This is a genomic window from Paenibacillus herberti (genome assembly GCF_002233675.1).
GTDB lineage: Bacteria > Bacillota > Bacilli > Paenibacillales > Paenibacillaceae > Paenibacillus_O > Paenibacillus_O herberti.
In genome coordinates this window covers 1,082,990-1,096,585 of the sequence record NZ_NMUQ01000002.1, presented here as the reverse complement: position 1 = coordinate 1,096,585, position 13,596 = coordinate 1,082,990, and the positions used below count along the sequence as shown (strand labels likewise).

16 protein-coding genes are annotated in these 13,596 nt (G+C 49.3%); 7 read left to right on the top strand and 9 right to left on the bottom strand.

Features of this window, described 5'->3' with window-relative positions; all coding sequences use genetic code 11:
- The first annotated feature begins 84 nt into the window (after positions 1–84).
- Positions 85–366, top strand: coding sequence for a hypothetical protein (locus CGZ75_RS24690; protein ID WP_176444898.1), 282 nt, complete (start codon positions 85–87; stop codon positions 364–366).
- Positions 367–959: 593 nt separating this feature from the next.
- Here CGZ75_RS24690 and CGZ75_RS17355 read toward each other — a convergent pair.
- The 6 genes from CGZ75_RS17355 to CGZ75_RS17330 form a co-directional block, all read right to left on the bottom strand.
- Entirely contained in the window at positions 960–2,081 is a 1,122-nt protein-coding gene (locus CGZ75_RS17355) for an exo-beta-N-acetylmuramidase NamZ family protein (RefSeq protein WP_089525946.1), read from the bottom strand.
- 29 nt (positions 2,082–2,110) lie between these two features.
- The gene (locus CGZ75_RS17350; protein WP_089525494.1) at positions 2,111–2,971 is read right to left on the bottom strand and encodes a carbohydrate ABC transporter permease; all 861 of its coding nucleotides are present in this window, start codon (positions 2,969–2,971) and stop codon (positions 2,111–2,113) included.
- A 20-nt stretch (positions 2,972–2,991) separates the two neighbouring features.
- Positions 2,992–3,894 carry a carbohydrate ABC transporter permease gene (locus CGZ75_RS17345; RefSeq protein WP_089525493.1) on the bottom strand — a complete coding sequence of 301 codons (903 nt, stop codon included), beginning with the start codon at positions 3,892–3,894 and terminating at the stop codon, positions 2,992–2,994.
- Between the two features lie 108 nt (positions 3,895–4,002).
- Positions 4,003–5,445, bottom strand: a complete 1,443-nt coding sequence (locus CGZ75_RS17340; protein WP_089525492.1) for an ABC transporter substrate-binding protein — start codon at positions 5,443–5,445, stop codon at positions 4,003–4,005.
- Between the two features lie 84 nt (positions 5,446–5,529).
- The gene (gene murQ / locus CGZ75_RS17335) at positions 5,530–6,444 is read right to left on the bottom strand and encodes an N-acetylmuramic acid 6-phosphate etherase (RefSeq protein WP_089525491.1); all 915 of its coding nucleotides are present in this window, start codon (positions 6,442–6,444) and stop codon (positions 5,530–5,532) included.
- A 388-nt stretch (positions 6,445–6,832) separates the two neighbouring features.
- Positions 6,833–7,699 (bottom strand): MurR/RpiR family transcriptional regulator, encoded by an 867-nt coding sequence (locus CGZ75_RS17330; RefSeq protein ID WP_089525490.1) that lies wholly within the window; start codon positions 7,697–7,699, stop codon positions 6,833–6,835.
- A gap of 134 nt (positions 7,700–7,833) precedes the next feature.
- On the opposite strand from CGZ75_RS17330, the gene CGZ75_RS25975 reads away from it, so the two are divergent.
- The gene (locus CGZ75_RS25975) at positions 7,834–7,998 is read left to right on the top strand and encodes a hypothetical protein (protein WP_245850897.1); all 165 of its coding nucleotides are present in this window, start codon (positions 7,834–7,836) and stop codon (positions 7,996–7,998) included.
- Positions 7,999–8,334 carry a family 4 glycosyl hydrolase gene (locus tag CGZ75_RS25970; protein WP_245850896.1) on the top strand — a complete coding sequence of 112 codons (336 nt, stop codon included), beginning with the start codon at positions 7,999–8,001 and terminating at the stop codon, positions 8,332–8,334. It begins immediately after the preceding gene.
- Between the two features lie 55 nt (positions 8,335–8,389).
- Here the strand turns inward: CGZ75_RS25970 and CGZ75_RS17320 are convergent, their stop codons facing one another.
- Positions 8,390–8,581, bottom strand: coding sequence for a hypothetical protein (locus CGZ75_RS17320; RefSeq protein WP_089525489.1), 192 nt, complete (start codon positions 8,579–8,581; stop codon positions 8,390–8,392).
- Positions 8,582–9,371: 790 nt separating this feature from the next.
- On the opposite strand from CGZ75_RS17320, the gene CGZ75_RS17310 reads away from it, so the two are divergent.
- Positions 9,372–9,791, top strand: coding sequence for a DUF6973 domain-containing protein (locus tag CGZ75_RS17310; protein ID WP_089525487.1), 420 nt, complete (start codon positions 9,372–9,374; stop codon positions 9,789–9,791).
- A 675-nt stretch (positions 9,792–10,466) separates the two neighbouring features.
- On the opposite strand, the gene CGZ75_RS17305 is transcribed toward CGZ75_RS17310, so the two are convergent.
- A complete protein-coding gene (locus CGZ75_RS17305) occupies positions 10,467–10,823 on the bottom strand; it encodes a hypothetical protein (RefSeq protein ID WP_089525486.1) in 357 nt (118 codons plus the stop codon).
- Positions 10,824–11,024: 201 nt separating this feature from the next.
- On the opposite strand from CGZ75_RS17305, the gene CGZ75_RS17300 reads away from it, so the two are divergent.
- Both CGZ75_RS17300 and CGZ75_RS17295 read left to right on the top strand, forming a co-directional pair.
- Positions 11,025–11,534 carry an ROK family protein gene (locus CGZ75_RS17300; RefSeq protein ID WP_089525485.1) on the top strand — a complete coding sequence of 170 codons (510 nt, stop codon included), beginning with the start codon at positions 11,025–11,027 and terminating at the stop codon, positions 11,532–11,534.
- 206 nt (positions 11,535–11,740) lie between these two features.
- On the top strand, positions 11,741–12,079 hold the full coding sequence (locus CGZ75_RS17295; RefSeq protein WP_089525484.1) for a DUF1801 domain-containing protein: 339 nt from the start codon (positions 11,741–11,743) through the stop codon (positions 12,077–12,079).
- 100 nt (positions 12,080–12,179) lie between these two features.
- On the opposite strand, the gene CGZ75_RS17290 is transcribed toward CGZ75_RS17295, so the two are convergent.
- Entirely contained in the window at positions 12,180–12,659 is a 480-nt protein-coding gene (locus CGZ75_RS17290; RefSeq protein WP_089525945.1) for a DUF6530 family protein, read from the bottom strand.
- 201 nt (positions 12,660–12,860) lie between these two features.
- Here CGZ75_RS17290 and CGZ75_RS17285 point away from each other — a divergent pair, with 201 nt between their 5' ends.
- Positions 12,861–13,592 (top strand): suppressor of fused domain protein, encoded by a 732-nt coding sequence (locus CGZ75_RS17285; RefSeq protein WP_089525483.1) that lies wholly within the window; start codon positions 12,861–12,863, stop codon positions 13,590–13,592.
- Positions 13,593–13,596: the final 4 nt, after the last annotated feature.

Here is a 13,596-nt window from a genome sequence, read left to right as displayed (position 1 = left end):
GCACCACACATTCTGAAATTGCGCACGGGTAGCAGGATGGCCAACTATCTCAAAAAATGAATGCCCTCTTCAAAACAAACTGCGATGCCCCTAGCTCCGCTCTCAAGTAGCTTCGACTACTTGCTTTCGCATCCTAGCCCCATTTCGCCGCTCTCAAGTAACTTTGACTACTTGCTTTCGCACCCAGGCCCCATTTCACCGCTCTCAAGTAACTTCGACTACTTGCTTTTGCATCCTAGCCCCACTTCAGCGCTCTCAAGTATCTTTGACTACTTGCTTTCGCATCCTAGCCCCATTTCGCCGCTCTCAAGTAACTTTGACTACTTGCTTTCACATCCGGGAACTCATTTCACCGCTCTCAAGTAACTTCGACTACTTGATTCCACATCCGAGCCCCCATTTCACCGCTCTCAAGTAACTTCGACTACTTGCTTTTGCATCCTAGCCCCATTTCACCGCTCTCAAGTAACTTTGACTACTTGCTTTCGCATCCTAGCCCCATTTCACCGCTCTCAAGTAACTTCGACTACTTGATTCCACATCCGAGCCCCCATTTCACCGCTCTCAAGTAACTTCGACTACTTGCTTTCGCATCCTAGCTCCATTTCACCGCTCTCAAGTAGCTTTGACTACTTGATTCCACATCCGAGCCCCCACTTCACCGCTCTCAAGTAACTTCGACTACTTGCTTTTGCATCCTGGACTCATTTCAGCGCTCTCAAGTAACTTCGACTACTTGCTTTCGCATCCTAGCCCCATTTCACCACTCTCAAGTAGCTTTCGCTACTTGATTCCGTATCCTGTCCCTACTTCATGGTTGTTTCCGCAATAAATAAGGTTTTCCAGGTAAATAGGTTCTATAAATCTATAAATCTATAAATCTATAAATCTATAAATCTATAAATCTATAAATCTATAAATCTATAAAGTGGCAGAGTTCTACTGTTTTCGAAGGCACACTAATAAAGATGATAGACCTTCTTCCGTTCCGCGAACGCTTCGCTCTCCCTGCGGAACCGCTCCAACAGTGCTTCTGCATCCGACACGCTTTCCATGCCCCGGTAAAGCTCACCGCCCGCGAGCAGGTCGATGAACGGTCGGCCACCCTCCCGCAGAGGCGGGAGGAACTGCAATTCGGGAAATAGACGACGCACGGTCAGCAGTAGCCTGACGCCGATTTCTACAGGCCTGACGGCCCGTTCGTCCAAAACATGAATATACACACCGCCGCAAAGCATCCCCTGATGCTTGGACGCACTCGGCTTGAAGTGCATGGGACGGAAGTGTACACCCGGCAGCTTTAGCCCGTTCATTTCGCCTGCCAGCAGCTCTGCATCGACAAACGGTGCTCCAATCAGCTCAAAAGGCGCCGTTGTACCTCGTCCCTCCGACAGATTCGTACCCTCGAAAAGACATGTACCAGGATATAGCAGCGCCGCATGATAGTTTGGAATATTCATCGAAGGAGCAATCCATACGCGGCCTGTTTCGGGAAACCGCATGCTCCGTTCCCAGCCCCGGCAGCGTATGACATGAATCTGTGCTCCCCAGCCTTGCTCGATATTGGCCATTTCAGCCACTTCCCCTGCCGTCAGCCCGTATCGCACCGCAAGCGGATAATCGCCAACGAACGAACGGAAGCCACCCTCCAGAACGCTCCCTTCAACAGTGACGCCATCCAGAGGATTCGGTCGATCCAGCACGACAAAAGGAATACCAGCAACCGCGCAATCCTCCAATGCATAGAGCATCGTATAAATGAACGTATAATAGCGTGTGCCAATGTCCTGAATATCGTACACCAGCACATCAATCCGCTCTAACATCTCGGGGGTAAGCCGTTTAGAACCCCGTCTGTATAAACTATACACCGGTACGCTGCTACGCTCGTCGGTATACGATTCCACAAGTGAACCGGCGTCCAAATCGCCCCGCACACCATGCTCTGGCGAGAACAGTGCCGCTAGGCCAAAACGCTCCTGCAACACATCTATCGTGGGCCGAAAAGTCGCGTTGACACCGGTTGGGCTCGTAATCAGCCCGATCCGCCTGCCCTGCAGCAGGGGTGCCGCTTCATCCATCCGATCAATCCCGCATTCCAGCGCTACTCTCACCCTTTAACCGCCCCAACCGTAACCCCTTCTAGGAAGTACTTCTGCAGGCTAAAGAACAGGATGAACATCGGCACAGCCGAGATCGTAGCTCCCGCCATCATCGGGGAGAAATAGGTCGTGTTGGCGAAGCGGAAGTTTTTGAGACCAACCTGGATCGTCTGCATTTCCATCGTGTTCGTGACGAGAAACGGCCAGAAGAAGGTGTTCCACGCATCCATGAAAGTCAGGATCGCCATAACGGCCATTACGGTTTTTGAGAGCGGCATGATGATGCGAGTGAGAATCTGGAGTTGGCTGCAGCCCTCCACTTTGGCGCTCTCGATAATCTCATTCGGGATGGAGCTCATGAACTGTTTAGCTAGAAAGATGTTGTAGACGGTAACGAGGCTTGGCAGGATGAGCGCGCTGTACGTATTCGGAATATCGAAAATATTAACGATCAGAATATACAGCGGCACCTGCGTCACCTGGTAAGGAATCATCATGGCGACGAGCAACATGCCGAACAGAAACTTGCTACCGCGGAACCGCACCTTAGCGAACGAATAACCCGCAGCCGTAGCGAAAATAACATTGGACACCATAATAACCGTTGCCACGATCAGCGAGTTCCACAACCAGCGGTAAGAATGTTCGCTAAAGGCGAAGAAGAATCTATACGAATCCAGCGTGAACTTGCCGGGCCAGATGGAATAACTGACTGCCCCAGCCTCCACCGGATCGCCAAAGGAAGAAATAATCATGAAGTAAATCGGAAATAACGTTGCGAGGGCGAACAGCAGAAGGAGGAGGATCAGAATCATGTTGCGTACGAACTTGAACAGTGGGTTGCCTAGTTGATTATTATAGAGGCTCAAAGCTCATGCCCTCCTTCTGCTTAATATTCCACGTCTTTGCCCAGGAACTTGAATTGAAGAAAAGCCATAAATCCGATCATGAGCGCCAACACCAGCGACTGAGCAGCCGCCTCGCCGAACTCGAAATATTTGAATGCGGTATCGAAGATAAGCAATCCGACCATCGTTGTGGCATGATCCGGTCCGCCGCCAGTCATCAGATAGGCGTTCTGGAACACCTGGAACGAACCGATGACGCCGGTCACGAGCAGGAACAGTGTAGTTGGCTTCAGGCAGGGAACAACGATATGCCACATCTTTTGCAAAAAGCTGGCCCCATCAATATCCGCAGCCTCATAATAGCTGTCGTCGATGCCGAGCAAAGCCGCCACATAAATAATGATGCTCGTGCCGTGGCTGGACAGCCAGGACATGAGCACGAGCGAGAACATCGAGGTCGAGCTGGCGCCGAGCCAGTTCTGACTATCGATGCCAAAAGCCCCGATCAATTGGTTCAAAATACCGCCCTGCATCGGATCAAAAATCCAAAGCCAAACGACGGACAGCGCAACGCCGGAGGCGACAGCCGGCAAGTAGTAGACAGCCTTGAATGTTGTCTGCATCCATTTGCGCAGCGGCATGATCATAACCGCTACGGCGAAGCTGAGAATCAGAGCAACCGGAACGGTCAGAATCGTGTACACGACCGTGTTGCCGATCGCTTTCCAGAACAGGGAGCTCTTGAAAATCTCCGTGTAATTGTCCAAGCCGATGTAGGTAGAGCCGAGTGGTTTGTATTCCTGAAAGCTAATGAGGAATGCGCTAACGACCGGATAGGCCGTGAACAACGTATAAACGACGAGTGCAACGGCAATGAAGGCGTAGCCCCATGCTCCGTCTCCTCGGTTAAGCCGGTTTCGGTTGGATGATGCGGTTCGGGCCATGCTGTGATCTCCTTTCCATATCCCGCTTGCCAGCCCTCCAAATAGGGCTTCGGCCAGCCTCCCTGCTTGGGGGGCCGGCCGAAGAACCGATTAAACTGGACGGGCCGGTTACTTAAAGACACCATCCTCGCCGAACGTATCAACGGCGGCTTTTTTCACGTCTTCGAACATTTTCTCCGGGGTGGTCTCGCCTGCAAGCAGAGCCTGGAACTTCGGTACGATGACCTCGGTCTCCAGCTTAATCGCTTTGGCGCCAAGCTCAGCCGGAATGTCTGGGCGGGCCGGCGCTGCTGTGGACAGCAGATACTGGACGGCGGCTTTGTTGTAGTCGCTTTGTTTGCTTGGGAGACTTTCGGACGCTTTGCGTCCACTGTCCGTAATTTGAGCCGCGAATAGATCGCCGTTCGTCTGCGCCGCTACTTGGCCGCTCGCCAGGAAGTAGGCCGCCTTTACGACATTAGCTTTGTGCTCGGCTGTCGGCTCTTTTTTGCCGCGGAAAGCAACATATCCATCAACGACCGCAGCTGACGCTGCTGGTTGGCCTGCAAAGGTAGGCACCGGCAGCACGACGTAATCCGTCTTGACGCTGTCCTTGACTGCGCTTCCATCATTAGCGTCGATTTTTTCGTTATTTTTCATTGATGAGTTCTCAAATACAGCCAGGCCCTTGCCGGTAATCATCGTCTGTCCTGTCAGGAACATGTTCCAGCGCTTGCCGGCGTCAACGGAGCTGATCTCTTTAGGCATCGAGCCGTCGTCGATCATCTGGCGAATCGCCTTTAGCACTTCCAAATAGTTCGGGCTGGTGTAGGCATACTTCAGATCCTTCGTAAAAGGAGACGGCATTCCGGCGTTTTTGACAAGTATGGCCAGGTAATCCTTAGACGCAACGCCGGCCGTCGCGAACACGAAACCGTATCGCTTCGTCGTGTCACCTTCTTTGACGACGCCCTTCTTAATTGCCTCACGGAATTCCTCATAGGTCCAGCCGCTCTGCTGCACCTTCTTCCAGTCGATGCCCGCTTCCTCCAAGAATGGCTTATTTCCGCCGATTGCGTGCACTTCCATGTAAGCCGGCAAGCCGTACAGTCCGTCGCCATTTTTCATATACTCCAGAGGTGCCTCGTCGATATCCGCAACCATTTCTGGGGTCACTGTGTCGGTAATATCAAGCACCATATCCAACTGCTTATACTTGGAAATGCCCTCAGAGCCAATGAATGCGATGTCTGGCGGGCTGCCCGCATTGACTTGGGTATCCAGCTTTTGGGTCATATCTTCCCAGCTGGCTGGCTCGATTTTGAGCGTCAAGTTCGGATAGAGCTTATTGAAGTCCGCTTCCATTTGCTTGAAATTTTCCTGGTAAGTCGGGGAGACCGGAGGCAGCAGCGCGGTAATCGTATCTTTGGCAGCAGCACCTTCTCCCCCTGTGTTGCCTGCGGCGTTGTTGGCCGCTGGACTATTACCGTTGTTCGAGCCGCAAGCGCCCAGCACGCCAGCTGTTACCATGAGAGCGAGTACGCTTACGCTAAATCTTGATCCCTTTTTCATTTTTCAAGATCCTCCCTTTGAATAAACAATTATCTATGGAATCGCATGACGCCCTGGTCGACCCTCAGCCTTCAACCTGCAGCTTCAGCCCGTTCCGGCGCAGATACGAATTGCCTCCTTAAGATTGCCGGAGCTGCCTTGCAGCATCTTGCGTGCCTCGTCGGCATCAAGCCCAGTTTGCAGCATCATGATAGCGAGCTTGCTGTCCTTGGACGCCCGCTTCAGCATCTCTGCCGCTGTCGATTCGTCGGTTCCTGTTGCCCGGCAAATGATCCGCAGGGAGCGGTCATGCAGCTTGTTGTTGCTAGCTTTTAGATCGACCATTAGATTGTTGTACGTCTTGCCCAGCTTCACCATCGTACACGTACTAAGCATGTTGAGCACAAGCTTCTGAGCCGTTCCCGCCTTGAGTCTCGTGGACCCAGCGATCACCTCGTTGCCGACGACAGGCGCGATGCAAATGTTGCATACCTCGCTAACCTTGGTGTTCTTGTTGTTGACCAGTCCGATGGAGACCGCGCCGATTTCCTGTGTTCTTCTCAGAGCCTCTATGACAAAAGCCGCGCTGCCGCTAGCCGAAATACCAACAACCGCATCGCTTGCCGTCACTCCAATCTCGTCGATCAGAGCGCTTCCTGCGTCTCCATCGTCTTCGCAGCCCTCAACCGCTGTCCGCAGGGCTACATCGCCGCCAGCGATATAACCTTGGACGAGGCTCGGCTCCGTGCCGAATGTCGGCGGACATTCCGAAGCGTCTAACACGCCCAGTCTGCCAGAGGTACCCGCACCGATGTAAAATAATCTCCCGCCCTGCGAGAGAGCCGCATGGATAGCATCAACAGCTTGCGTGATGCGGGGGAATTCCGCTGCTACCGCTGCGGGCACCTTCGCATCCTCTTCGTTCAGCAGCCGCAGCATCCCCTCGGTCGTACATTCGTCTATAGACATCGTCGCGGGGTTAATCCCCTCCGTAGTTAAGCCGGCAAGGTATTCGTTCATTTCCATTCCCCTAACCTGCGATCGCCTGTAAGCGCTTTAAATATGCCGAGGCGGATCTTGATGAACTTCGTTTGATCTACCATTATGGTAATCAAAGCCATGGATACGGTCAATAGTTTTCGGAATTTAATTTTATTATGAAATATAAAACTGTAATATTAGTTTAAAAAGATGTCGGGACGAAAGTTGGGGGAGGGGGATAGGTTCACTCCGGGGCTGGATTGGTTCGACGACGACAAGCTTGAATGAGCTGGGGCTCGCAGCGTTAGCGGGAAACTTCACCTGTTTCCTAAGTTAAAGTACCGGGCACTGCAGCGAGTGACCCCTCCTTCCCCCAACAACAAAAGCGTTCGGCCAAGGCCGAACGCTTACCAACCCCTACAAGCCGCTATCTGCGACGCCGCTTACTGGCGATGATGTTGCGGCTGCGAGTAAGATAATGCTTCACCTGCTGGTAGTCTGCGCTAGCCACGCCGGTAAACAGCATGTCGATTACAGTCAGCATCGCGATGCGCGAGCCCATCGCTCCACTCCGAATTGTAATTTCCGGCGTGGAAATGCTGAGCAGCAGCTCGGCTCGCTCGGACAGCTCGCTTTTGCCATACTTCGTAATCGCGATCGTCCGTGCACCGGTCTTGGAGACGATGTCCAGCGCGTCCAGAATCTCATCTGTACCGCCGGAATTAGAAACGAAAATCGCCGCATCCTGGTCCGTGACAAGCGTCGCTGCCGTCAGTTGGCTATGCCCGTCCAAATAAGCGTGGCAATTTTTATTGATGCGGGTGAACTTCTGCTCTGCGTCGAGACAGATGAGTCCCGATGCGCCAATGCCAAACAGGAAAATCCGGTTGCAAGTAAGCAGCGCCTGTACCGCCTTGTCCACCGCCTCGCGGTCGATTAGGCTGAGCGTGTCCTCGATAGAGCGTATATTGTTCCTTGCCGTATTAGAAATAATCGACTGCAGATCATCCCCTGGCTGAATATCGGTATATTGACTGCCATCGGGATCTTCCTTGCCCCCCATCGCCGCCGATATGCTGACAATGAAGCTGCGGTAGCCATTGTAGCCCATCGTTTTGCAAAAACGAAGCACCGAAGCATCGCTTGTCCGACTGCCTAAAGCCAGGTTTTTGATGGAAAGATGGGGTACCTCTTCCTTGTTATCGAGGATATACTCCGCGACCCTGCGCTCGACAGGAGTGAGACTGTCCTTACGTTCTCGGATCTTGATCAGTACATTGTCATTTATTGCCATAAGCCGCCTCCTGCCGCTTGACTGGTACAGCGCCATTATCGTATACGCTCGGCCCATTAATTACAATAGTGCGATTACGAAATTTTACATTGAGTCCAGCGCATTCCAAGCGGATTTATTGATTTAAACTAAAATTGAAAACCATTCCCTCAAGCGGCTTCAGCCCCGAGTGGGTCCAGTTCGTTGGAGCCATCCCTTCTTCTTACCTGAAATACTACTACTTCAAAACGAAAAAGCTAGATTTGCTGCGCAGCACCGAAAAATCGCGCGGCCAGCGCTGCATGGAAATCGAGGAATAATTGCTGGCGCTCTATTCCGATGCGGAGTTGCATGCGGAGTTGCATGCGAAGCCTGAGCTGCTTGCTTCGCGCGGCGGTGCCAACTACTCCGAGGTGGCGATCAGCCTGGTGGATGCCATTGGGAATGATAAGCAGGAGGAGCATGTCGTCAATTTGCTGAACCAGGGCGCGATGGGTTTCATGGAGGATACGGATGCAGTGGAGATTAAGGCGGTCATTGGGAAGGATGGTGCGAAGCCGGTACCCGTGCGTGGGCTGGATAATGCTCATATTTGTGACACTATGCGGGTGGTGGGATGGAGGCATATGGGCGTGAAACGGTTGCCGCAGCTGTGAACGGAAGCGAAGCTGCGGCGATGAGAGCGCTGATGGTGACTTAACTTATTTCGCCCTAAGTTGTTGGCAGCAATCCCTTGGATTGGAGAATTTCCAACTTCCAAAGAGGAATACTCTTTTCAAGATCACCATCTAGGACATCTATGTCTAACCAGTCAACAAATAAAACAAATTCATCGGTGAGTAACGGGTAATCGGACCAATTCGTCGCATTTACGTCATAAGCAACTTCATGCCATAACTTCATACCTTCCTCCCACCAAGTATCTGTGTTATGCCACAATTGGAGGCTATCACCATCCCATCCGGCGTATGGGTTAAGACAAAAGCTTATCAATATGCAGATTGCCGGATCCCTTCGATTCGAAAAGATTCCTTTGGTTGGGGCCTGGATCTCGATGGCCGGCAAGTTGGCATGTTTGAGTTTCCACCAGATCGCGTGTCGCAGAAAGCGTTCTTCTCCATTGCTCAGAAGCTAATTCGGTATGAAACCAAGTCCTAGATCTATTTCGATGCTCTTGTGAGCTGCAGCATTAAATTTCAATCCTTTACCAAGACAGGCCAGCTATATTCCCCCGTATTCCAGCACTTTACCTTTAATTCTTCGGCTCTCCCTACTCCGGAGCCAAACCAATTCAAAATCTAAATCAGAACAACCCTTCATGGATAAGGAACGTTCCCGGCTACGCCAGGAACGGCGGCCGGAATTGGCAACGACTTACCGCTGCGCTAGACGCGCAATGCAAAAAAAAGCAGGGGCCTAAATATAAATATAAGGATCCTTTCAACTCATATCCGATCGCTTCAACGTAATCATGCGTTTGAACGGCTCTTTCATTTGAATTTCTTCCTTTGTGTTCAGCGGCCCTAATGTTGTCGATTAGCAAAGTACCCCTTATTACCCAATTATTTTGAGATAGGCACTTAAATTAGTTCTATAGATGCTTTCTTAATTATGAACATATTCGCAATAATTTAATTGGGAATATTAGAATAATTTTCAATGTTTCTATTCTAATTTTTGGGAGGTATTTTTTATGAAAAAAAGAAGTTTAGTAGCATCCATTGCAATAACGACTATGCTATTCGTTTCTACAGGCACTGTATTTGCAACTGATAGTACACAAAAGTCCACTAGTGTCTCTGGTTCAGCTCAAGAAATTGTAGAACAATACCCAGTTTATAGTATGAGTGTTTATGAACAAATTGTAGAGGAAGTGGGACAAGGATTACTTACCACTGACGAACAAGCAGGTGATATTCATGAAGAGCATAATCCGGGTACTGCACTTGCGAATGAAATGGACGTATGGAATAATGCAGCGGGTATACTTATATATACTAATCACACCGGCTCAACAACTGAAAGCGCACTTATCACTTTAATCAAAACTTATTTAAATATTGGAAATTTCAAATACATTAAGAATGGGTTCATAGCTTGGACTAATGCCTAATGAATAAAAAACTAGCTTTAACAGCGGTGCTAATACTTTTTTACTTACTAGCCTGTTGGATATTCGATCTTAGTAGCACTAAAACAATTATGGATGCTTCTGGCCGTTCTTATAATATTGAACATGAATTGTTGTACAATAAATATTCTTTTTATAGGGATGGCTCTGATACATATACCGCGGTTATCCTTAAAGTGGACAGAGTTTATTTACTCTGTATAAGTGTCGTCTTCTTAGCTATAAACATAATTAAAAGATTCAGGCCGTCATAAGTAATGAGATGAACTGTACTTCTGATTGTTAGACAAAATCTAACTTTGGAGGTACAGTTTTTTAAAGGCTGATAATCAAGAAAACTATTAAATTACGCATACCTCTATCTTGCGAAAATCTCTTAAGTGACGAACTCTCGTTTCTTTGCATGTATATTCGTCAGACTGACCGTGTATTTTAATGCCCTGAACGAGGTTTCAATTTGACATGAGCGCTTCTTTTTTTCTTTATGATAAGTTCCTCCGAATCGAGTTTTTCTAGTGAACAGTATGTCCAACTTTTCTCGTTTTCAAAGGTTCCATTTTTCATTTCACACTCCCTTCGATCAATTTTTAAGATTCTGATTGTCTCCATCACCTCACCTCTTCGGATAACGTAAAGAGCAACTATTTGAATGTTATCTCATTCCTTTTTGTCTTCCTTGATTTCACTATCATTTATGTATTTTTCAAGTTCAGCTTCAATTTCTTTATCAATCTCTGAACGTTCTAAAAAATCAATTTCCTTGATTTCAGGATCTGATTTATTGTATTCATCTTTACTTTTTTGAATTTCTCTTTCTATTTCCTCCTCTTCTCTAAGCAGTCCTAATTTTTCTCTAATCAACTTCACGTCTTCATAAATCTGCTTGTTCTTTTGGTATATGCTAAATACCATACCAAATAACAAGATGGGCAGAATGGCTGCTCCATATGGTCCTAGAAAAACTATGGAGAGAAGAGTAATAAAAAGCGCTATTAACATGCCTACGACAGTCATATTTTTGCTCCCTTATTTCGTCGACATTATGACCTCTACTTGTTGAATTAATCTCTTCCTACCATCTGATCTCATTCACTGTACATGATATAATAATTTACCAAATATTCCAATCGACTTGGAAATACAATAAACAAAAGAAACCGTGAAATTTACCCGTCTCGGCTATTTCTAGATAAATAGAGAGAAAGGAGCTCGTACATGAAAGACAGCCCGCATTGCCTAGCATCCTACGTTATCGGAGTCGACGGCGGAAACAGCAAAACCGACTACTATCTGTTCGATCTAGAAGGGAATCGGATCGATTCCATCCGCGGGTTAGAGGGCATGCTTGCCCGCACTCTCCCAGCGGCAGACCTGGTGACGCTGCTGCTCGAAGCAGCGCAGGCTGGCGATGGCCCCGCAATGGAAGCGGTGCGCAGCTCCGCCAAGCAGATGGCGCTGTCCACCGCTGGCTGTATTCGCGGGCTCGACTTTGGACGTGGACCGGTCGATATCATTCTGGCCGGCTCCGTATGGGTGAAGGCATCGCCGCCGATTTTGCGCGAGCTGTATGAGCAGCAGGTGCGAGAGCTGCTGCCTGGTACGGAGTGCCACTTTCTATTGCTGAAGGCCCCTCCTGTTGCAGGAGCCGTTTTATGGGCGCTGCAGCTGGCGTCCTGTCGGCAGCCTAGTGAAAACTTGCGGCAAAAGGTGCTGCATTCTATGTAATCATTATTCCGAGCACTCAGAAAATCGTTCTTTAACGCTACAAAATCGGCTGGGATCGAGCTGGGTGTTTTGTTCTAAGAAACAGCCTGTGAGTAGAAAAATTAATATCGGCTGAGTTTTCTAGCATTGGTTCCCCCCTTCGTAAAAGGAACCCGGTCCCTTCGCAACGAACTCTGTGTTGAAACCAAATTTAGGAGGGACGCTCCTTGAATCAAGAAGTAATCGACTATATCGAGCAGCTAGATGCTGAGTGGAAAGTACAGGCGGCTTCCTCATTGCGGGAGCTTGTTCACCGGGTCGTTCCGGACGTTCAGGAGAGAATTCAGTACAAGAAGCCTCATTTTCTTAAAAACGGCAGTTATGCCGCAGTCATTAGCGTCGCCAAAAGTGCCGTTAGCTTTACGATTTTTAATGCGGACGGCTTGGAATGGCCGGATGCCTTTGAAGGGCCGCCTGAGCGCAAGACGATCAAGCTGTCCGCCAGCCAAAAAGTAGACGTTGAGCTGCTAGAGCCGCTATTGCAGCAAGCGTCGTCAGGACTTTAAAAACACAGAAAATAGGCTTCAATAAAAAGCGGCATCCGAAGGATGACTCACGATCCCTCTGATGCCGCTTTTCCGCGTCCAGCTTAAACGATGCGGAGCATCAATACCCCATCTCTTTGAGCAGACGGGACAATGTTTTAAGCCGCTCTCCGATCAATTCACTATCATCGCTCAGCGCCTGATTAAACAAGCGAATATCCTCGTTAATCCGCTCGTTGTCCGTACATACTGCTACTGTCATCGCATCGCCTTGCAGGCCGATCCGGTCCAGCACAGGCTGATCTGCATCATACAGGTTCTCATGCCGGTACGCTTCACGGAAATGAACCATACTGCTCGCAACCAGAATCGACAAATCCAGCACACGGTGGAGCGGAAGCTCCTCGGACTGCCTCGACCATTTGCCACCCGTATGACGCCATACTTTAGCCGAAATATCTACTTTACCCCGATCGTTCCACTGAGCCAGGCCAAGCGACAGCCCTTTGGCATCGGAATCAGGCGCATAGCGGCCGTCCACTTGACCGTAGTTCTCCGACACGATGACCGGTTTATGCTTCAAGGTAGTTGGAATCTTCATCTCCATGCTGTCACCCCTCGTTTCTTTAAACTTTAATTTACTAATCCACTAAATAACTAACATCGAAGTTATCATACTTCCCGCTCACCCTGCTGTCAAACGATGGGACATTGGGATCAATATTTTAGGAGTCGCTTCATCTTTTCCCTATAACCTCCGATAAATACCATTATTTACTTCTACTAAATGAGGGGTTTTCCTATGAGTACGACTACTTTTTCAGCATCAGGCGTTCCCATTTTGCATCATGAAGCCAAGGAACAGCCAGCCGTCGAGGTACACGAGAACGAAGCTTATCTCGATCTGGTAACAAGTCACGTCGAGTCCACGATCGGTCCTGTTACAAATGTGTTCCACGAGCTATTGTCCGATCATGTTCATCTGGATATTCTTTTTGTCGCTCCTACGCCGGAGCGGAATTATCATACCCTTGTCACCTGTGGAATGGGACTTTTGCCGATGACGGTTCCAAATGGAGCTGAGGATTTCCGTTATGCTGAGCTAATGTTATGCCTTCCTCCAGATTGGTCGCTATCGGATGAGAGCTTCCGCCAAGAAGAGCACTACTGGCCTATTCGTGCTCTGAAGACACTAGCTCGCCTGCCGCATGAATACAACACCTGGCTCTATGCCGCCCATACAATTCCAAATGGCAATCCCGCTGAGCCCTATGCTCCTACAACCAAGCTATCCGGTATGATGGTTTCGATTCCGTCCACCGTGGAGCCGCTCCAGGATTTCTTCACCTTGTCTGTATCAGCAGAGCAAGCGGTTCACTTCTTTGGCTTGATTCCACTATACAAGGAAGAGATGGATTTCAGCCTGAAGCATGGAGCCGAGGAGCTGTATGGCAAAATCAAAAATGCCGGAGTGACCGAACTGGTTCAGCCGAGCCGGAAAAACGTCTGCAAAAAGTGGTTCGGGTTGTTCTAACAAG